This is a genomic window from Achromobacter sp. ACM01, from assembly GCF_014851745.1.
Lineage (GTDB): Bacteria > Pseudomonadota > Gammaproteobacteria > Burkholderiales > Burkholderiaceae_B > Achromobacter > Achromobacter aegrifaciens.
The window spans coordinates 314,688-333,103 of sequence record NZ_JACVAF010000003.1; the positions used below are offsets into that span (position 1 = coordinate 314,688).

18 protein-coding genes are annotated in these 18,416 nt (G+C 65.2%); 3 read left to right on the plus strand and 15 right to left on the minus strand.

All coding sequences use genetic code 11. The annotated features are described in order from the left end of the window. Positions 1-51: 51 nt before the first annotated feature. From aspT to IB268_RS16280, 4 genes are all read right to left on the minus strand, one after another. Positions 52-1,743, minus strand: coding sequence for an aspartate-alanine antiporter (gene aspT / locus IB268_RS16265; protein ID WP_119450898.1), 1,692 nt, complete (start codon positions 1,741-1,743; stop codon positions 52-54). A gap of 197 nt (positions 1,744-1,940) precedes the next feature. Continuing rightward, entirely contained in the window at positions 1,941-2,870 is a 930-nt protein-coding gene (locus tag IB268_RS16270; protein WP_054450918.1) for an electron transfer flavoprotein subunit alpha/FixB family protein, read from the minus strand. Positions 2,871-2,872: 2 nt separating this feature from the next. Continuing rightward, on the minus strand, positions 2,873-3,622 hold the full coding sequence (locus tag IB268_RS16275; protein WP_013392406.1) for an electron transfer flavoprotein subunit beta/FixA family protein: 750 nt from the start codon (positions 3,620-3,622) through the stop codon (positions 2,873-2,875). Positions 3,623-3,693: 71 nt separating this feature from the next. Next, positions 3,694-4,617: a histone deacetylase family protein gene (locus IB268_RS16280; RefSeq protein WP_082400679.1), complete on the minus strand. Its 924-nt coding sequence runs from the start codon at positions 4,615-4,617 to the stop codon at positions 3,694-3,696. A gap of 10 nt (positions 4,618-4,627) precedes the next feature. Between IB268_RS16280 and mltB the strand changes: the two genes are divergently transcribed. After that, a complete protein-coding gene (gene mltB / locus IB268_RS16285; RefSeq protein WP_119450899.1) occupies positions 4,628-5,782 on the plus strand; it encodes a lytic murein transglycosylase B in 1,155 nt (384 codons plus the stop codon). Positions 5,783-5,823: 41 nt separating this feature from the next. Here mltB and IB268_RS16290 read toward each other — a convergent pair whose 3' ends face one another. Further along, positions 5,824-6,873, minus strand: a complete 1,050-nt coding sequence (locus IB268_RS16290; RefSeq protein ID WP_054450914.1) for a cyclase family protein — start codon at positions 6,871-6,873, stop codon at positions 5,824-5,826. A 67-nt stretch (positions 6,874-6,940) separates the two neighbouring features. Here IB268_RS16290 and IB268_RS16295 point away from each other — a divergent pair, with 67 nt between their 5' ends. Further along, positions 6,941-7,717 carry an IclR family transcriptional regulator gene (locus IB268_RS16295; protein WP_054450911.1) on the plus strand — a complete coding sequence of 259 codons (777 nt, stop codon included), beginning with the start codon at positions 6,941-6,943 and terminating at the stop codon, positions 7,715-7,717. Beyond that, positions 7,714-8,694, plus strand: coding sequence for a tripartite tricarboxylate transporter substrate binding protein (locus tag IB268_RS16300; RefSeq protein ID WP_054450908.1), 981 nt, complete (start codon positions 7,714-7,716; stop codon positions 8,692-8,694). The genes IB268_RS16295 and IB268_RS16300 overlap by 4 nt, the downstream gene beginning before the upstream one ends. A gap of 104 nt (positions 8,695-8,798) precedes the next feature. Here the strand turns inward: IB268_RS16300 and cysM are convergent, their stop codons facing one another. The 10 genes from cysM to aroA all read right to left on the minus strand — a co-directional run bounded on the left by cysM (position 8,799) and on the right by aroA (position 18,413). Continuing rightward, positions 8,799-9,707, minus strand: coding sequence for a cysteine synthase CysM (gene cysM / locus IB268_RS16305; protein WP_041655288.1), 909 nt, complete (start codon positions 9,705-9,707; stop codon positions 8,799-8,801). Positions 9,708-9,791: 84 nt separating this feature from the next. After that, positions 9,792-10,286, minus strand: a complete 495-nt coding sequence (locus tag IB268_RS16310; protein WP_192354523.1) for a helix-hairpin-helix domain-containing protein — start codon at positions 10,284-10,286, stop codon at positions 9,792-9,794. A 177-nt stretch (positions 10,287-10,463) separates the two neighbouring features. Beyond that, the gene (gene rfaD / locus IB268_RS16315; protein WP_054450903.1) at positions 10,464-11,453 is read right to left on the minus strand and encodes an ADP-glyceromanno-heptose 6-epimerase; all 990 of its coding nucleotides are present in this window, start codon (positions 11,451-11,453) and stop codon (positions 10,464-10,466) included. Further along, on the minus strand, positions 11,450-12,391 hold the full coding sequence (gene rfaE1 / locus IB268_RS16320; protein WP_054450899.1) for a D-glycero-beta-D-manno-heptose-7-phosphate kinase: 942 nt from the start codon (positions 12,389-12,391) through the stop codon (positions 11,450-11,452). Before rfaE1 ends, rfaD begins: the two co-directional genes overlap by 4 nt. Continuing rightward, positions 12,388-13,602: a lipopolysaccharide assembly protein LapB gene (gene lapB, locus IB268_RS16325; RefSeq protein ID WP_054450896.1), complete on the minus strand. Its 1,215-nt coding sequence runs from the start codon at positions 13,600-13,602 to the stop codon at positions 12,388-12,390. Before lapB ends, rfaE1 begins: the two co-directional genes overlap by 4 nt. Positions 13,603-13,660: 58 nt before the next feature. After that, on the minus strand, positions 13,661-13,975 hold the full coding sequence (locus tag IB268_RS16330; protein WP_013392395.1) for a lipopolysaccharide assembly LapA domain-containing protein: 315 nt from the start codon (positions 13,973-13,975) through the stop codon (positions 13,661-13,663). A 139-nt stretch (positions 13,976-14,114) separates the two neighbouring features. Next, a complete protein-coding gene (locus IB268_RS16335) occupies positions 14,115-14,474 on the minus strand; it encodes an integration host factor subunit beta (protein ID WP_013392394.1) in 360 nt (119 codons plus the stop codon). A 3-nt stretch (positions 14,475-14,477) separates the two neighbouring features. Continuing rightward, positions 14,478-16,190, minus strand: coding sequence for a 30S ribosomal protein S1 (gene rpsA / locus IB268_RS16340; RefSeq protein ID WP_026382780.1), 1,713 nt, complete (start codon positions 16,188-16,190; stop codon positions 14,478-14,480). 197 nt (positions 16,191-16,387) lie between these two features. Continuing rightward, complete coding sequence (cmk, locus tag IB268_RS16345) at positions 16,388-17,077, minus strand: (d)CMP kinase (RefSeq protein ID WP_054450894.1); 690 nt, start codon at positions 17,075-17,077, stop codon at positions 16,388-16,390. 13 nt (positions 17,078-17,090) lie between these two features. Then, positions 17,091-18,413: a 3-phosphoshikimate 1-carboxyvinyltransferase gene (gene aroA, locus IB268_RS16350; protein WP_192354524.1), complete on the minus strand. Its 1,323-nt coding sequence runs from the start codon at positions 18,411-18,413 to the stop codon at positions 17,091-17,093. Positions 18,414-18,416 lie beyond the last annotated feature (3 nt).

Sequence of the window (18,416 nt, forward strand, 5' to 3'; positions counted from 1 at the left end):
CCGGCGCGCTTGCAAAACGCCCCGCAAGCGCGGGGCTGGCGGGGCGTTCTGCTAGGACATGAGCATGACGATGACAATCCCCCAGATGATGAGCAGGGTATTGCCGATGGCGTAAGGAACCGTGTAGCCCAGGGCAGGCACCTGGCTCTTCGCCGTTTCAGTTATCTGGCCGATGGCCGCGGTGGTGGTCCGGGCTCCGGCGCAGACTCCCAACGCAATGGCGGGATGGAACTTGAATACATACCGCGCAATGTATACGCCCACGATCATCGGAACGCTGGTGGCGATGATGCCCGCGATGAAGAGCTTGGCGCCCAATTGCTGGAAGCCCAGCACGAATCCCGGCCCTGACGATATACCCACGACCGCGACGAACGTCGTCAGCCCCACCGATGTCAGGAACCAGTGCACCGGTTCCGGCACACGGCCGAAGGTCGGATGCACCGAACGCAGATAGCCGAAGATCAGGCCGGAAATCAGCGCGCCGCCGGAGGTCGACAAGGTGACGGGAACGCCGCCCACGGTCAGCACCAGAGAGCCGAACAGGCCGCCCAGCAGAATGCCGAAGCCGACGAAGACCATGTCGGTCTGGCTGGTGGCGCGATCCACGTAGCCCAGCCGGCCGACCACGCGTTCTACGTCGCGCTTGGCGCCCAGCACATACAGGCGGTCGCCGCGGTCAAGCTTCAAGCCCCAGTTGATCGGCATGTCGTGGCCGCCGCGCACGACTTTGCGCAGGAACACGCCGCGTCCCAGTTCGCGGCCCGCTTCGCTGTCGGCGATTTCCTTGATGGTCTTGCCGGCGATGTTCTTGTTGGTCAAGACGACTTCGACGACCTCGGCGGGCATGTTGATCAGGTCGCGGTCCTCGACTTCGGTGCCGATGATGCCGGCGGCCTGCGTAACCAACGCATCATGCCTGCCGGTCACGCCAAGCACGTCGCCTTGCTGCAGCACCGTCTTGGCATCGCTGTCGATGATCTGGTCGCCGCGCCGGATGCGCTCCACGAACACCCGGGCCTCGACGAAGCGGGACTCCAGCTCTCCCACCGTCTTGCCGGCGAATTCCTCGCGGTCCAGCTTGTAGGCGCGCGCGATGAACTTGCGGTAGCCCGACAACTCCATCGAGTCGGCGCCCCCCGACATCTTGGCTTCGTATTCCTGGCATTCTTTGACGATGTCCACGCGCATCAGCTTCGGGCCCAGGGATGCCAGGATCCAGGCGCTTCCAACCGTGCCGAAGATGTAGCAGACCGCGTACGCGACGGGAATGCTGTCAATCCATTTCTTTTTGGTTGCTGCGTCTATGCCCAAGCCGTTGATGGTGTCCGTCGCCACGCCCATGACCGCGGAAATGGTTTGGGCCCCTGACAGCAGGCCTGCGCCGGTGCCGGCATCGAAGCCAAAGCCTACGGCTGTCGCCCATGTCACCAACAGGCAGATCACGCAAATAATGACGGCAAAGATGACCTGCGGAAGGCCGTCGCTTTTCATCCCTCGGAAGAACTGCGGTCCGACGCCGTAACCCAGACCGAAGAGGAAGAGCAGGAAGAAGACCTGCTTGAGGACGGGAGCGATCGTGATATTGAGCTGTCCCACCAGCACGCCGACCAGCAGCGTGCCAGTCACGGCTCCCAGATTGAATCCGAAGAGTTTCTTGGCGCCTATCCAGTACCCGAGACCGAGGGTAAGGAATATCGCAAGTTCCGGATATTTTCGCAGAGTGTCAAAGAACCATTCCATCCCGAATCTCCTTCGTTCTGTACAGGCCAAGCACTTGCGCGAATCTAGCTGCGCGCGGAACACATTATCAGAATCTTTCGAGAAATCAAAAGATTTGGAATACTGAAATCACAAGATGTGTAGTCCTCGCGTCAAAATAATAAAAAAGCCCGCCAGCGCGAAGCTGGCGGGCCTTCGATACGGCTGCGCGTTGTGGCTTACAGCGCGCCGGTCAGTTCGGGCACGACCTGGAACAGATCACCCACCAGGCCATAATCGGCCACGCCGAAGATCGGCGCTTCCGGATCCTTGTTGATGGCCACGATGACCTTCGAATCCTTCATGCCGGCCAGATGCTGAATGGCGCCCGAGATACCAACCGCGACGTACAGTTGCGGGGCAACGATCTTGCCGGTCTGACCGACTTGCCAGTCGTTAGGCGCGTAGCCGGCGTCGACCGCGGCACGCGAGGCGCCGAGCGCTGCGCCCAGCTTGTCGGCGAGCGGATCCAGGATCTTGAAGTTTTCGGCGCTGCCCAGACCACGGCCGCCGGAGACGACGACGCGCGCGCCAGCCAGTTCCGGACGATCGCTCTTGGCGACTTCACGGCCCACGAAGGTGGACAGGCCCGAATCGGCCACGGCGGCGACTTCTTCCACCGCACCCGAACCGCCCTGCGCGGCCACGGCGTCAAAGCCGGTGGTGCGCACGGTGATGACCTTGACGGCATCGGCCGACTGCACCGTGGCAATGGCGTTGCCGGCGTAGATCGGGCGTTGGAAAGTGTCGGCCGATTCCACGCCGATGATGTCGGAGATCTGCGCCACGTCCAGCTTGGCAGCCACGCGGGGAGCCACGTTCTTGCCCGAGGCGGTCGCGGGGAACAGGATGTGGCTGTAGCCCGAGGCCACGGCCAGCACCTGGGCGGCGACGTTCTCGGCCAGGCCGTCGGCCAGTTGCGGCGCGTCGGCCAGCAGGACCTTGGCCACGCCGGCGGCGGCGGCGGCCTGGTCGGCCACGGCGCGCGCGTTGGCGCCGGCGACCAGCACGTGCACGTCGCCTCCGATCTTGGCGGCGGCGGCGACGGCGTTCAGGGTTGCGCCCTTGAGCTGGGCGTTATCGTGTTCGGCAATAACCAGCGTCGTCATGTTCAGACCACCTTCGCTTCGTTCTTGAGTTTGTCCACCAGGGCCGCGACATCGGCCACCTTGATGCCGGCCTTGCGGGCGGGCGGCTCGCTGACCTTCAGCGTCTTCAGGCGCGGCGCGGCGTCCACACCCAGCTCTTCAGGCGTGACGGTGTCCAGCTGCTTCTTCTTGGCCTTCATGATGTTGGGCAGCGTGACGTAGCGCGGCTCGTTCAGGCGCAGGTCGGTGGTGACGATGGCGGGCAGCTTCAACGTCAGCGTTTCCAGGCCGCCGTCGACTTCGCGCGTGACCGTGACCTTGCCATCGGCCAGCTCGACCTTGCTGGCGAACGTGGCTTGCGGCCAGTCCAGCAGCGCGGCCAGCATCTGGCCGGTCTGGTTTGCATCGTCGTCGATGGCTTGCTTGCCCAGGATCACCAGTTGCGGCTGTTCCTTGTCGACCAGCGCCTTCAACAGCTTGGCCACGGCCAGCGGCTGGAGTTCGGCATCGGTCTGGACCAGCACGCCGCGGTCGGCGCCGATGGCCATGGCCGTGCGCAGCGTTTCCTGGCATTGCGCAACGCCGCAAGAAACCGCCACGACCTCGGCGACAGCACCCTTCTCCTTCAGGCGGGTCGCTTCCTCGACGGCGATCTCGTCAAAGGGGTTCATGGACATCTTCACATTGGCGATATCCACGCCGGTTTGATCAGACTTGACGCGCACCTTGACGTTGTAGTCAACGACGCGTTTGACAGGTACCAAAACCTTCATCCCGCTGCCTCCAAATGGAAAATAATTACCCGGCATGCGCCGGGATCGCATTGCACAATTTTTTCTCGATTCTACAGCTTCGCCAGCGCTCGTATATGGGCGACCACGCTGCGGCCCAAGGCGGACAAGTTGTAACCGCCTTCCAGCGTGCTGACGATGCGCCCCTGACAGTGGCGCTCGGCCACCTCCACGAGCTGTTCTGTTATCCAGGCGTAATCCGCCTCGACCAGGCCCATCTGGCCCATGTCGTCCTCGCGATGCGCGTCGAAACCGGCCGATACCAGGATCAGTTCGGGCCGGTGCGCTTCCAGCGCCGGCAACCAGGTATCGGTGACGATGGTCCTGACCGCCGCCCCGCCGGTGTACGCGGCCACGGGCACGTTCAGCATGTTCGAAGCGGGACTCTCGGCGCCGCTATTGGGAAAGAACGGATGCTGGAAGAAGCTGCACATCAGCACCCGGTCGTTGCCGGCGAAGATGTCTTCGGTGCCGTTGCCGTGGTGCACGTCGAAATCGACGATGGCCACGCGCGAGAGGCCGTGGAAGTCCAGCGCATGCTGCGCCGCAATAGCGACGTTGTTCAGAAAGCAGAATCCCATGGCCTGAGAACGGCAGGCGTGATGCCCCGGGGGCCTCACCGCGCAGAAGGCCGTGCGGGCCTCTCCGCCCATCACCGCATCCACCGCGGCCACCCCTGCCCCGGCCGCGTACAGGGCGGCTTCGTAGGTATGGGGATTCATCAGCGTATCCGGATCGATAGGGAAATACCCTTGCTCCGGCGTATGTTCACGCAAACTGTTCAGATACTGGACAGTGTGCACCCGCAATATGTCATGGCGGGATGCCTGCGGCGCCTGGCGGTCGTCCAGGTAAGGCATCAAGCCGCTGGCAAGCAACTGGTCTGAAATGGCGTCCAGCCTCTGGGGGCTTTCGGGATGCCAACTGCCCATTTCATGCAGGCGGCATGCCGGGTGGGTAAGATACATGGTCTCCATAAGGAAGATTATGTTCATCTGTCGGCGATTACTGCAACTCGGAACGCTCTCCGCCCTGCTGGCGGGCTGCTCCACCACCGCCCCCTCTGCACCCAACACCGTCGCCGGCCAGCCGGCCGCCGAATCAACCCCGGCCCCCATCCGCATCGGACCCAGCGCGCCGACACCTGGATCCGAACTGGCGGACGACGCCCCCGCCGCGCTGGCCGCCAATGGCACGTTGCGGCCTGAAGTCCGCACTTTCGTGGAAAACCTGGCCACCGAGCGCCAACTGCCGCTGGACCCCATGGTCGCCGCGCTGGCCGGTTCGCGCTACAACGCCACCGTCGCGCGCCTGATCGCGCCGTCGCCCCCGGGCAAGAAGATCTGGCGCAGCTGGCTGACCTACCGCTCGCGCTTCGTCGAACCCAAGCGCATCGGCTGGGGCGTGGAGTTCTACAACGAGAACCGCGACCTGCTCAACCAGGCGGCGCAGCGCTTCGGCGTTCCGGCGCCGGTGATTGCCTCGATCATCGGCGTGGAAACGCTGTACGGCCGCAATATGGGCAATTTCCGCGTGCTGGATGCGCTGACGACGCTGGCCTTCGACTACCCGGACCCCGCCAAGCCCGAACGCGCCACCATGTTCCGCGGCCAGCTTGCCGACTTCCTGACCCTGGTCATGAAAGACAAGCTGGACCTGGAAACCCGCGGCTCGTACGCCGGCGCCATCGGCATGCCGCAGTTCATGCCCACCAGCGTCATGCATTACGCGGTGGACGGCGACGACAACGGCCATATCGACCTGAGCAACAACACCCGCGACGCCATCATGTCCGTGGGCAGCTTCCTGTCGCAGCACGGCTGGCAGCGCGGCCTGCCGGTGTTCGCACCCGTGGTGCTGCCTGCCGATCCCACCGCGCTCGTCGACGGCGGACTGGAACCCAAGCAAAGCTGGGGCACGCTCACCGCCGCCGGCGCCCGCCTGCAGCCAGGCGCATCGGCCTCGGGCTGGGGCAGCCAGCCGCTGGGCGTGGTCGACCTGGTCGAGGAGGCCCGAGGCACGGCGCAATATCGCGTCGGCACGCCCAACTTCTTCGCGCTCACCAAGTACAACCGCAGCTACTTCTACGCGACCTCGGTAGCGGATCTGGCAAGCGAGATCGAAGCGCGCGTGGGCCGCTGAAGCCCCCAGGACCGCGGCGCCAGGCGCCGCGGTCCTGCGCTTTACACCGTCGCAACCGGCGTCACGGGCGAACCCACGGCGCCAGGCAGGTTCAGCGGCGGCGCCGTCAGCAGGAAGCGGCTGCGGCCGTTGGCCGTCAGCCAGCGCGCCAGCGCCCCCAGGTACCACATCTCGCCTATCGGCAGGCCCAGCTTGAAAATGCAGTGGTGGTGCAGAGGCAGCGCCGCGCAGCAGGCATTGGGCTTCTGCGTGGGATAGATTTCCAAGGCGTGGTTGTCCGAGGCCATAGCCGCCACCTTCGAGTCGGTGATCCACTGCAGCAGCTTCTCGTCGCTGCCGTCCAGGCCGGCGCAGATCTCGTGCAGCGTATGGGGATCCGGCTCGCGGTTCTTTTCCAGCAGGGCGTCGCCGAATTCCGTATGGAACAGCACGATATCGCCCTGCTCGATCTCGATCCGGTCCGCGTCCAGGATGCGCATCAGCTCGTCATAGCCGACCGACTTCTGCTCCCGTCCGTAGTGGCGCGCCAGATCGACCATCACGCCGCGCGTCTGCAGGCACGATTCGGCCAGCTGGGTGATGTCCAGCTTCTTGGCGTTGGAGGCCGGCCCCTGGCCCAGATCGGTCTTGGCATAGCCATTGTCCACGTCGTAGTCCACCGGACCCACCACGTGCTCGTTGGGCCGGTAGCCGTTGTAGTAGACGCGCTCGGGCAGGCCGTCGCCATTGGCGTCGAACAGCGCGCCCACGTGGGCCAGCGAATCCCATTGCGTCGAATACTGCAAGCTCATTTCGACGATGTCGTCGCTGAGCACGTCGACGCAGCCGGGACGCAGGCGTCCCAGCGGGAAATTCAGGTACTGGTCGCCGTCCCTCTCGGTAGGCCGCAGCTTGGGCGGGTGGCGCCGCACGTTCACGCCGTTGCCGCCCGGGTAATCCAGCGGCAGCGACAGGCAGAAGCTCAGGCCTTCGCGCACTTCCCGCATGCCGCTCAGCACGTTCGCGGGGGTGATGTAATTCAGGCAACCTCGCTGGTCGTCAGGCCCGAAATCTCCCCAGTTCGATCCCTCAGGACGGTTCTTCCATCTCATGCGTTGCAACTCCTGGTCGATTGAATGCTGTTTGACATAAATTTATCACGTATAGGATACTAACATCATGGATGTGAAAACTGCTGGCCGAGTGCTGGATGTGCTGAACCTTTTTGCGGAGGAGCAGAAGCCCCTGCTGTACAGCGAGATCGCTGCCCAGATGGGGATTCCGCTGTCGAGCTGCCATGGGCTGCTGAAGACCATGGTGGCGCGCGGCTATCTCTACGAAATCGGCAAGAAGCACGGCTATTACCCGACCCAGAAACTGATACACGTGGCCACCCTGATCTGCCATAGCGACCCGCTGAACGCGGTGATCGAGCCGGTGCTGGCCCGGGTGCGGGACCTGACGGGCGAGACGGCCTTGCTGGCCAAGCTGGCCGACGACAAGGTCGTGTACCTGATCGTCGCCGAGTCCAAGCAGACCATCCGCTTCTCGCATCAGCCGGGCGGCTTCAAGGCGGTGCACGCCACCAGCTCCGGCAAGGCGCTGCTATCGGTGCTGTCGCAGGAAGAACGGCAGAAGTGGTTCAAGGCCTACAGCGGCTTTGCCGCCTACACGGACAGCACGCTCACCAGCCGGGAAGCCTTCGACCGCGACCTGGAGGCGGGCATGGCGCGCGGCTGGCAGCGCTCGGTGGGCGAGAACGTCGAGGACGTGATGTCCATTTCGCTCGGATTCCGCGCATACGAACAACCCTTTGCCATCGTGGTGGCCGGCCCGCTGAGCCGGATGCTGAAGAACGAAGCCACCACGGGGAAACAGCTGGCCGAGGTCAAGGCGATGCTGCAAGCAGCGCTGCCCTCGGCCAATCTCACCTTTGTAGGAGTAGACAGTAGATGAACAAACGCACCTTCCTCGCCGCGGCCTGCTCGGCGATCGCCACGGCGGCCGTGCCGGCAGCAACCGCCTACGCGCAGGCGGACTATCCGGACAAGCCCATCCGCGTGATCATGCCTTGGGCGGCAGGAGGACCGACAGACGTGGTCGGCCGCCTGATCGCGGTCCAGATGGGCGAGATCCTGGGTCAGCCGCTGGTGATCGAAACCCGCGCGGGGGCCAGCGGCACCATCGGCACGGCCCAGGTCGCCAAGGCGCCGGCGGATGGCTACACCTTGCTGATGAACCCGTCGGTGCAGGGCATCTATCCGGCCCAATTCAAGAATCTGAGCTTTGACCCGATCAAGGACTTCAAGATGGTGGGCGTGCTGGGTACGGTGCCGATGGTGGCCGTCGTCCCGCCCAACTCGAAGTTCAAGACCTTCGGCGAACTGATCAAGCAGGGCCAGGCCCAACCCGGTTCGCTGACCTTCGCATCCCCCGGCGTGGCCACCTTGCCGCACCTGGCGGGCGAACTGATCAATACCTCCACCAAGGCCAAGATCACCCACGTCGGCTACCGCGGCAGCAGCCCGGCCCTGACCGACGTCGCGGGCGGCCACGTGGACCTGATGTACGCGCCGCTGGCGCCGGCTCTCCCGCTGATCCAGAGCGGCAAGATCCGCCCGATCGCCGTGACGACCAAGACCCGCCTGGCCGAACTGCCCGACGTGCCGACCATCGCGGAAAGCGTCCTGCCCGGCTTCGACATCGTCACCTGGTACGGCATGTGGGCGCCCAAAGACACGCCGCAGCCCATCATCGCCAAGCTGAACAAGGTCATGATCGAAGCCTCGCAATCGCCCAAGGTGGTTGAAGCGCTGAAGTCGCAAGGCACGCTGCCCAGCACCATGAGCTACCAGGAAGCCGAAGCCTTCAACCTGGCGGAGAGCGAGCGTTGGATCAAGGTGATGCAGGACGCCGGCATCCAGCCCGAATAAGCGCGCAAGAAACACGGACGCACGCCGCGCCCGACCAATGAAAAACCGCCATGCCCGGCAAACCCGGCATGGCGGTTTTGTTCTGCCCGAAGGCGATCAGGCGTTCAGTTGAAGACGCCCGTGGACAGGTAGCGGTCGCCGCGGTCGCACACGATGAACACGATGGTGGCGTCGTTGACGCGTTCGGCCACGCGCAGGGCAGCAACCAGCGCGCCCGCCGATGAAATTCCGCCGAAGATGCCTTCTTCCGCCGCCAGCCGGCGCGCCATCTGTTCGGCCTCGGCCTGCTCGATGGATTCATAGGCGTCCACCCGGCTGCGATCGAAGATCTTGGGCAGGTAGGCTTCGGGCCACTTGCGGATGCCCGGGATCGACGATCCTTCGGCGGGCTGCGCGCCCACCACCTGCACCGCGGGGTTGCGCGACTTCAGGTAGGTCGACACGCCCATGATGGTGCCGGTGGTGCCCATGGCGCTCACGAAGTGGGTAACGCGCCCTTCGGTCTGGTTCCAGATTTCCGGCCCGGTGGTTTCGATGTGGGCGCGGGGGTTGTCGGGGTTGGCGAACTGGTCCAGCACCAGACCGCGGCCGTCCGCCTGCATGGCCGACGCCAGGTCGCGGGCGTATTCCATGCCGCCCTTGTCCGCGGGCGTCAGGATCAGCTCGGCGCCGTAGGCCGTCATGGCCGCGCGGCGTTCCACCGACAGGTTGTCCGGCATGATCAGGATCATGCGGTAGCCGCGCATGGCGGCAGCCATGGCCAGCGCGATGCCGGTATTGCCGCTGGTCGCCTCGATGAGGGTGTCGCCCGGCTTGATGTCGCCGCGCTCTTCCGCGCGGGCGATCATCGACAGGGCCGGACGGTCCTTCACGGAGCCGGCGGGGTTGTTGCCCTCCAGCTTGGCCAGGATGACATTGCCCCGGGCGGCGCCCGCGGCCCCGGGAATGCGCTGCAGGCGCACCAGCGGCGTATTGCCGACGGTTTGCTCGATAGTGGGATAGGTAGTAGTCATGCGGACGATGATAACCCCGCCTGGCGGCGCGCGCCGCCAAAAGCCGCGCTCCCGCCAGGGCTACCCGCGCGGCGCGCGACGCGCTCAGGGCCGGGCGCGGGCCGCGGGCTGGGACGCCGCCGGTTTCGCTTCGGATTTGGCTTCGGCCTTGCCCGCAGCCGGCTTGCCCTGCGCCGGCTTGGCCGCCGTATCGCCCTGCCCGGCCTGAGGGCCCGTCCCTGCCACCTGCAGGCCGGCCTCTTGCAGGGCCTGCGCCTTCTTCGGGCCGATGCCGCGCATGCGTTCAGCCAGGTCGTTCAAGGATTCGAACTTGCCGCCCCGTTCGCGTTCCTTGATGATGATTTCCGCCATGCGCGGGCCGATGCCCCGGACGCCTTCGAGCTGCTGGGCATTGGCCTGGTTGAGGTCCACCGCGTGCGCCTGCGGCGCGGCCAGGCCCAGGCCCGCCGTCACCAGCAGCGCGCCCAAGGCCTGCCGCAAAGGGCGCGGCCGGGCGCCGGAAGCAAGGGTGGCGCGCACCCTGCGCCATCTGGCAAAAGGGGCCGGGTGGGCAGCGGCGGATTGAAGGAATGGATTCATGGAGGGTCTCCCAGGTGTCTGGCGCAACGGCTGTCACGCCACGCTCAGATCATGCGGGCGACGCGCCCCGCCACGGCGGCGCAGTGAATGGAAACATCCGCCCCGGCAAACCGCCAGGCGAAAAAAAGCCACCGCGAACGGTGGCTTTTCTTGCAGACCCGGCGCAGTGGCGCAGACTTACTTGCGGGCGCGCCAGTAACGCACGTACTCGGTGACGCCGGTCCGCACATCGCGCATCGGCGCCTGGAACCCCGCTGCGCGCAGGCGCGTGACATCGGCCTGCGTGTAGCTCTGATAGCGCCCTTTCAGGTCGTCCGGGAACGGGATGTAGCGGATCAGATCCAGTTCCACCAGTTGCGCCAGCGTCAGCTCGGCTTCGCCGCGCTCCGCGCGCAGCGCATTGACCACGCCGGCCGCCACATCGTTGAAGGGCTGCGCGCGGCCCGTGCCGCAGTTGAAAATACCAGACTGCTCGGGGTGGTCCAGGAAATGCAGGTTGACCGCGACCACGTCTTCGACGGAAATGAAGTCGCGGCTCTGGCCGCCATCCACGTAGCCGTCCCAGCCCGCGAACAGGCGCACGTGCCCATGCTCCAGGAACTGGTTCATGTTGTGGAACGCCACCGAAGCCATGCGGCCCTTGTGCTGTTCGTGCGGACCGTAGACGTTGAAGTAGCGCAGGCCCACCACCTGTGCGGTCAGGCTGTCCATGCGCTGGCGCAGGACCTGATCGAACAGCAGCTTGGAATAGCCATAGACGTTCAGCGGGCCTTCGTTGGCGGGGTCTTCCACGTAGATCGAGGAACCGCCGTAGACCGCCGCCGACGAGGCGTACAGGAACGGAATGCGGCGCTCCTGGCAGAACTCGAACAGCTCCAGCGTGACGCGGTAGTTGTTGTCGAGCATGTAGCGGCCGTTGCGCTCGGTCGTGTCCGAGCACGCGCCCTGGTGCAGCACGGCACGCACTTCCCGCAGGCTGCCGTCGAGGACGCGGCGGCGGAAGTCGTCCTTGTCCATGTAGTCCGCGATCTGGCAATCGACCAGGTTGACGAACTTGTCGCCTTCGGTCAGGTCATCGACCGCGATGATGTCCTTGATGCCGCGGCGGTTGAGCCCGCGCACCAGGTTGCTGCCTATGAAGCCCGCGGCTCCGGTAACGACGATCATGAGAGTTCTCCTGCCAATTCCGCGGCGGTGACGATGGACGTGCCAAGCTTGCCCACGGCGATGCCGCCGGCCTTGTTGGCCCAGCCCATCGCGTCGACCCACGGCAGATCGATGGCGCGCGACACGGCCAGCGTCGCCAGCACGGTGTCGCCTGCGCCGGACACGTCGAACACTTCGTGCGCCTGCGCGTCGATGTGGTCGCGCCCCGCGTCGGTAAACAAAGTCATGCCCTGCTCGGAACGGGTCACGAGCAAGGCTTCCAGATCCAGGTCGGCGCGCAGGCGCTGCGCGCGATCGGTGAGTTCGGCCTCGGAACTCCAGCGGCCCACGGCCTCCTGCATTTCCGAGCGGTTGGGGGTGACGAGCGTCGCCCCGCGGTAACGGGTGTAATCGTGGCCCTTCGGGTCCACCAGCACCGGCACGCCGGCGTTGCGGGCCAGCGCGATCAGCGATTCGACCCGCGCCAGCACGCCCTTGGCATAGTCGGACAGCACGACGATGTCGTGGTTGGCCAGATGGCGCGCGAAAGCGGCATCGACGTTGTCCAGCGCGGCCTGTGCCGGATGCTGTTCGAAGTCCACGCGCAGCAACTGCTGCTGGCGGCCCAGCACGCGCATCTTCAAGGTCGTGTGCAAGGACGGATCGGCGACCAGCTCGGCCTGTATGCCGGCTTCGGCGGACAAGCGCCGGACGCTGTCGCCCGCCTCGTCTTCGCCCAGCACGCCGACCAAGGTCACATGGCCGCCCAGGGCCGCCACGTTGCGCGCGACGTTGGCCGCGCCGCCCAGGCGGTCTTCGCGGCGCGCCACGCGTACCACGGGCACCGGCGCTTCGGGCGAAATGCGTTCGACTTCGCCGAACCAGTACCGGTCCAGCATCACATCGCCCACCACGAGGACGCGGCTATGCGAAATGGCTTCGGCGGGAAATGCATTCATTCAAGTTCTTCCAAGCGGCGCGGCGCGTAGGTTTCCCAGGCGTTGCAGCCGGGACATTGCCAGTAAAAGCGACGCGCCTGAAAACCGCAACTGCGGCATGCGTAGCGGTCCAGCCGCTGCGTATGCTTGTGGATCAGGCTGCGCAACAACGTCAGGTCGGCGCCCGGCACTGGCGCCTGCTCGGCGCCGCTTTCCGGATTGGCCAGCTCGGCCTCCAGCAGACGGTCCAGCCCCAGCAGCGACGGATGGCTGCGCAAGGCATTGCGGGCAAATGCCCATGACGGCGCGGAGCCCTGCTGGGCGCGCAGTTCGCGGAACAGCACGTTGAACAGGTCCAGCGACGCGTGGCGCGCATACTGCTTCTGCAGCACGTCGAGCCCAGCCGCTTCCTGATTGGCGGCGCGGTAGTTCGCCAGGACCTGCTCGGCCACCAGGCCGGCGTACTCGGGAGCGTCGGTCATGATCGACTCCAGGTACAGGCGTTCGCGCTTCGGGTCCTGTTCGATCAGGGCCAGGCGGGCGCGCAGCATGGCGGTGCGCACCATGGCGCCTTTGCTCGACGCCGGATCGATGGTCGACAAGGCATGGTCGGCGGCATCCAGCGCCTTGTGGGCCGCGTCGATGTCGGCGGGCTTGGCCGACAGCGCGGTTTGCGCCTGTTCGCAGTAATAGTGCACGAGCTGCGGCACCGGCTCGTCGACCAGGCCCTGCAGCGTCTTCACGGCTTCGATGGCGCGCGGCCAATCGTGCTCGGATTCGTAGATGCGGATCAGCGAACGCAGCGCGGGCAAGGCGTAGCGGGTGTCCTTGAGCTGCTCGAAGCCGTTTTCGGCGCGGTCCAGCATGCCGGCCTTGAGGAAATCCTGCGCCAGCTCGTGCTGCGCATGCTCGCGTTCGGCGGCGGGCAGGTCGGAACGGTTCAGGAGGCTCTGGTGCACGCGGATGGCGCGCTCCATTTCGCCCCGGCGGCGGAACAGGCTGCCCAGCGCAAAGTGCAGCTCGGTGGTTTCCGGGTCCAGCTTGGCCACTTCGACGAAGGCGTCGATGGCGCGGTCCGGCTCTTCATTGAGCAGGAAGTTCAGCCCGCGGAAATAGGAGTCGGGCAGGCTGCGGGTTTCCCGCAGCATTTGCCGGATATCGAAGCGCGCGGCCAGCCAGCCCAGCGCGAACAATACCGGCACGAAAATCAACCACCAAGGTTCAAAATCCACTATGCGGGCTCTTGCGGTAATTCAGTGCGGAAAGGGATTCAGTGCTGACGCAACGGCATCACAGCGGCGACATCGGGGCCACGGCCTCCGGCGGCACGGCGGGCGTGGTGCCGGCGACGGCGGCCTGGACACGGTCCAGCTCGCGGCGCAGGCGCATGGCTTCGCGGCGGCGGCGCATGGCGGCGGGCACGGTCAGCAACAAGCCAAACAAGGCGCCCAAGACGAACACGACCAGCATCACAACGATGAGGGGCACGTCCTGCACCACGTAATCGGCGTAGAACTTCACGGCGACCGGATCCGTGTTTTTCAACGCGAACATCAATACTGCAACAAACACGAGCAATCGCAGGGCCCAGACTAGGTAGCGCATGGCGCATGCTCCAAAGAATTCAAGACTATCAATTGTAAGCGACGGATCCCGCCTGGCGCCAAAAAACAAAGCCCCTTGATTGCTCAAGGGGCTAGGTTCTCGGTCCGATCCGCCCGAAGGCGGCCTTACTGCCGTGCCGTCAATGCATGGCGTGCAGACTCACCATCGACGGCATCGGTTCACTCGATCCAGAAGATTGAGCGTCCTCGTCATTGCCGCCGGCCAAGTCCACCCGCTCGCGCAATTCCTTGCCCGCCTTGAAGTGCGGCACCTGTTTTCCAGGCACCAGCACCTGTTCGCCGGATTTCGGATTGCGACCGATGCGGGGAGACCGCTGCGACAGCGAGAAGCTGCCAAAACCGCGGATCTCGATGCGCTGACCCGAGGCCAGGGCCTGGGTCATTGCGTCGAGCACGGTCTTGACCGCGTAATCGGTGTCGCGGGCGGCCAGCTGAGGATAGCGGGCCGCCAAGGCGGCGATCAGCTCCGACTTGGTCACGAATTAACCGTCGTTGCGCTGTTGGTCCAGCTTGGCCTTCAGCAGCGCGCCGAGGTTGGTGGTGCCGGACGAAGCGCTGGCGTCGGACATGCGCTGGATCGTTTCGGCGGTTTCGGCGTTGTCGCGGGCCTTGATCGACAGCTGGATCGAACGCGTCTTGCGGTCGATGTTGACGATCATGGCTTCGATGTTCTCGCCGGCGGTCAGAACAGTGGTGGCGTCTTCAACGCGGCCCGAGGAGATCTCGGAAGCGCGCAGGTAGCCTTCAACGTCCACGGACAGCGTGACAACAGCGCCCTTGGCTTCGACCGACTTGATGGTGCCCGGAACAACGGCGCCCTTGTCGAACGTGGCAACGAAGTTGTTGAAGGGGTCGCCTTCCAGCTGCTTGATGCCCAGCGAGATGCGTTCCTTGTCGGTATCGATGCCCAGAACCACGGCTTCGATCTCGTCGCCCTTCTTGAAGTTGCGCACGGCTTCTTCGCCGGTTTCCGTCCACGACAGGTCGGACAGGTGAACCAGGCCATCGATGCCGCCGGGCAGGCCGACGAACACGCCGAAGTCGGTGATCGACTTGATGGCGCCGCGGACCTTGTCACCACGCTTGAAGTTGGTGGCGAACTCTTCCCACGGGTTCTGGCGGCACTGCTTCATGCCCAGCGAGATGCGACGACGGTCTTCGTCGATTTCCAGGACCATGACTTCGACTTCTTCGCCCAGGGTCACGACCTTGCGCGGATCGACGTTCTTGTTGGTCCAGTCCATTTCGGAGACGTGCACCAGGCCTTCGATGCCGGCTTCGACTTCAACGAACGCGCCGTAGTCGGTCAGGTTGGTGACCTTGCCGAACAGGCGGGTGCCTTGCGGGTAGCGGCGAGCCAGGCCCACCCACGGATCTTCGCCCAGCTGCTTGACGCCCAGGGAGACGCGGCTCTTTTCCTGGTCGAACTTGAGCACCTTGGCTTCGACTTCCTGACCCACTTGCAGGACTTCGGAGGGGTGACGCACACGGCGCCAGGCCATGTCGGTGATGTGCAGCAGGCCGTCGATGCCGCCCAGGTCCACGAACGCGCCGTAGTCGGTGATGTTCTTGACCACGCCCTTGACCACAGCACCTTCGTGCAGGGTTTCGAGCAGCTTCTGGCGCTCTTCGCCCATGCTGGCTTCCAGCACCTGGCGACGCGACAGAACGACGTTGTTGCGCTTGCGGTCGAGCTTGATGACCTTGAATTCGAGGGTCTTGCCTTCGTACGGGGTGGTGTCCTTGACCGGACGCAGGTCCACCAGCGAACCCGGCAGGAACGCGCGGATGCCGTTGGTCATGACGGTCAGGCCGCCCTTCACCTTGCCGGTGATGGTGCCGGTAACCAGTTCGCCGTTTTCCAGGGCCTTTTCCAGTTGCAGCCAGGCCGACAGGCGCTTGGCGCGGTCACGCGACAGGATGGTGTCGCCGTAGCCGTTTTCCAGGGAATCGATGGCCACCGAGACGAAATCGCCAGGTTGCACTTCGAGCTCGCCCTGGTCGTTCAGGAACTCTTCCAGGGGGATCAGCGCTTCGGACTTCAGGCCGGCGTTGACGACGACGAAGTTGTGGTCGACGCGCACGACTTCGGCGCTGATGACCTCGCCGGACTTCATGTCCTGGCTCTTGAGGCTTTGTGCGAAAAGGTCGGCGAAGCTTTCGCCGCCGGTGGCGGTAGTGGAAACGGAAGACATGGGGTTGAAATCCATTGGGCCGAAATGGCCGTTAAAAACACACCGCAGCGGATTGCCCGCCACAGTGGAGTCAAAATGCCTGCTTGCCGGTTTACCCTTGCGGGGTGTCCCGTGGGGGCTGCGCCTGGCTTGAACAGGGCCGATAAAAAAAACAGAAAACTGCGGAGGATTCGAGAGAAAAGTCCGGGACCGGTAATTCAATCCGCGGCGGCGTTCTTCCAGAAATCCAGTATTGCCTGCACCGTTTCTGCAATCGTCAAATCAGACGAATCCAGCACGTGTGCATCCGCTGCGGGAGCCAAGGGAGCGGTAGTCCGCCCCATATCGCGGGCGTCCCGCTCGCGCATATCCCGTAGGAGGTCATCAAGATTAGCAGAAATTCCCTTTTCGATCAACTGCTTACAGCGCCTCTGCGCCCGCGCGACCACATCGGCTACCAGGAACACCTTCAGGGGCGCATCGGGAAACACCACCGTACCCATGTCGCGCCCGTCCGCAACCAGGCCCGGAGCCAGCCGGAAGGCGCGCTGGCGCTCGAGCAGCGCCTGGCGCACGCCCGGGAAGGCGGCCACGCGCGAGGCGAAGTTGCCGACTTCCTCGCGACGGATATCGTGGCCGACATCCACGCCCTCGAGGTAGACATGAGGCCCTTCGAAACGCACATCCAGGGTTTCGGCCACGCGCGCCACGGCGGGCTCGTCCTCGGGGGACAAGCCGCGGTTGAGCGCCGCCAGCGCGGTCAGGCGATAGAGCGCGCCGCTGTCGAGCACGGCCCAGCCCAGGGCCTTGGCGACGCGGTGGGCCACCGTGCCCTTGCCGGACGCGGTGGGGCCGTCGATGGTGATGACGGGGACAGTGGAGGAAGTTGCAGGGGAAATCGAAGTCATGGGCGATTCTTCGCTAGGCCGCTACCAGGCCCGCGTAAACATCAAAGTAACCCGGGAAGGTCTTGCTGACGCAGCCCGGGTCGAGAATACGGACGGCCGCCGGCCCGAAAGCCGCCAGCGAAAAGCACATTGCCATGCGGTGGTCGTCCCAGGTGCCGATGTGCGCATCGCGCCAGGCATCCTGCGCCGGCGGCGTCACGCGCAGCCAATCCGGCCCCGATTCCACCTGCGCGCCCAGCTTTTCCAGTTCGGTCTGCATGGCGTGGATGCGGTCGGTTTCCTTGACGCGCCAGCTGCCGATGTTGCGCAGGCGACACGGGCCGTCGGCGTACAGCGCCAGGGCGGCCGCGGTCATGGCGGCGTCCGGGATCAGGTTGAAATCGGTGTCGAAGGCCTTCAGGCGTTCGCCCTGGGCGACGCGCGCGCCCGTCACCTCGATCCAGTCGGGACCGTAGGTCACGGTCGCGCCCATGTCGGCCAGCGTGCCGGCAAAGGCGACGTCGCCCTGGATGCTGTCCGCGCCCACGCCGGTCACGCGCAGCGGCCCTCCGCCGATCGCGCCCAGCGCCAGGAAATAGGAAGCCGTCGAGGCGTCGCCTTCGACCGCGATCTGCCCGGGGCTGCGATAGGCCGCCCCGCCGTCGATGACGAAACGGCTCCAACCGTCGCGCCGCACCTGCACGCCGAAGCGCGCCATCAGGTTCAACGTGATCTCGATGTACGGCTTGGAGATGAGCTCGCCCAGCACTTCGATCGTGACCGGCTCGCCGCTGCGGCCGGCCTGCAGCGGCGCGGCCATCAGCAAGGCAGTCAGGAACTGGCTGGACACCGAACCCTGCACGCGCGTGACCGCGTCCGCCGCGATGTCGCCGCGGCCGATATGCAGGGGCGGATAGCCAGGCTGGCCCAGGTAATCGATGCTGGCGCCCAAGCCCTTGAGTGCGTCGACCAGGTCGCCAATGGGGCGCTCGTGCATGCGCGGCACGCCCGACAGGCGGTAATCGCCGCCCATGAGCGCCAGCGCCGCGGTCAGCGGCCGGATCGCGGTGCCGGCGTTGCCCATGAACAGGTCGGCGCTTTCCACCGGAAAACGGCGCACGCCCTGCACCGTGACACTGCCCGCCTCCAGTTCCGACACCTGCACGCCCAGCTGGCGCAAGGCGCCGAGCATGACGCGGGTGTCGTCGGAATCCAGCAAACCGGTGATGACGGTGCTACCCTCGGCGATGGCGGACAGCAGCAGCACGCGGTTGGAAATGCTCTTGGAACCCGGCAGGGCCATCACGCCCCGCGCTTGCCGCACGCGCGGCAGATCGAGATAAGGCAAAGCGCCCATGTC

What these genes read in the sequence shown, in the direction of transcription:
- cmk (WP_054450894.1), bottom strand. Translation starts at nt 17,077, where the DNA reads ATGACTTCGATTTCCCCTGCAACTTCCTCCACTGTCCCCGTCATCACC.
- rpsA (WP_026382780.1), bottom strand. Translation starts at nt 16,190, where the DNA reads ATGTCTTCCGTTTCCACTACCGCCACCGGCGGCGAAAGCTTCGCCGAC.
- rfaE1 (WP_054450899.1), bottom strand. Translation starts at nt 12,391, where the DNA reads ATGAATGCATTTCCCGCCGAAGCCATTTCGCATAGCCGCGTCCTCGTG.
- IB268_RS16300 (WP_054450908.1), top strand. Translation starts at nt 7,714, where the DNA reads ATGAACAAACGCACCTTCCTCGCCGCGGCCTGCTCGGCGATCGCCACG.
- aspT (WP_119450898.1), bottom strand. Translation starts at nt 1,743, where the DNA reads ATGGAATGGTTCTTTGACACTCTGCGAAAATATCCGGAACTTGCGATA.
- cysM (WP_041655288.1), bottom strand. Translation starts at nt 9,707, where the DNA reads ATGACTACTACCTATCCCACTATCGAGCAAACCGTCGGCAATACGCCG.
- IB268_RS16330 (WP_013392395.1), bottom strand. Translation starts at nt 13,975, where the DNA reads ATGCGCTACCTAGTCTGGGCCCTGCGATTGCTCGTGTTTGTTGCAGTA.
- rfaD (WP_054450903.1), bottom strand. Translation starts at nt 11,453, where the DNA reads ATGATCGTCGTTACCGGAGCCGCGGGCTTCATAGGCAGCAACCTGGTG.
- IB268_RS16290 (WP_054450914.1), bottom strand. Translation starts at nt 6,873, where the DNA reads ATGAGATGGAAGAACCGTCCTGAGGGATCGAACTGGGGAGATTTCGGG.
- IB268_RS16310 (WP_192354523.1), bottom strand. Translation starts at nt 10,286, where the DNA reads ATGAATCCATTCCTTCAATCCGCCGCTGCCCACCCGGCCCCTTTTGCC.
- IB268_RS16280 (WP_082400679.1), bottom strand. Translation starts at nt 4,617, where the DNA reads ATGGAGACCATGTATCTTACCCACCCGGCATGCCGCCTGCATGAAATG.
- IB268_RS16270 (WP_054450918.1), bottom strand. Translation starts at nt 2,870, where the DNA reads ATGACGACGCTGGTTATTGCCGAACACGATAACGCCCAGCTCAAGGGC.
- IB268_RS16275 (WP_013392406.1), bottom strand. Translation starts at nt 3,622, where the DNA reads ATGAAGGTTTTGGTACCTGTCAAACGCGTCGTTGACTACAACGTCAAG.
- aroA (WP_192354524.1), bottom strand. Translation starts at nt 18,413, where the DNA reads ATGGGCGCTTTGCCTTATCTCGATCTGCCGCGCGTGCGGCAAGCGCGG.
- IB268_RS16295 (WP_054450911.1), top strand. Translation starts at nt 6,941, where the DNA reads ATGGATGTGAAAACTGCTGGCCGAGTGCTGGATGTGCTGAACCTTTTT.
- mltB (WP_119450899.1), top strand. Translation starts at nt 4,628, where the DNA reads ATGTTCATCTGTCGGCGATTACTGCAACTCGGAACGCTCTCCGCCCTG.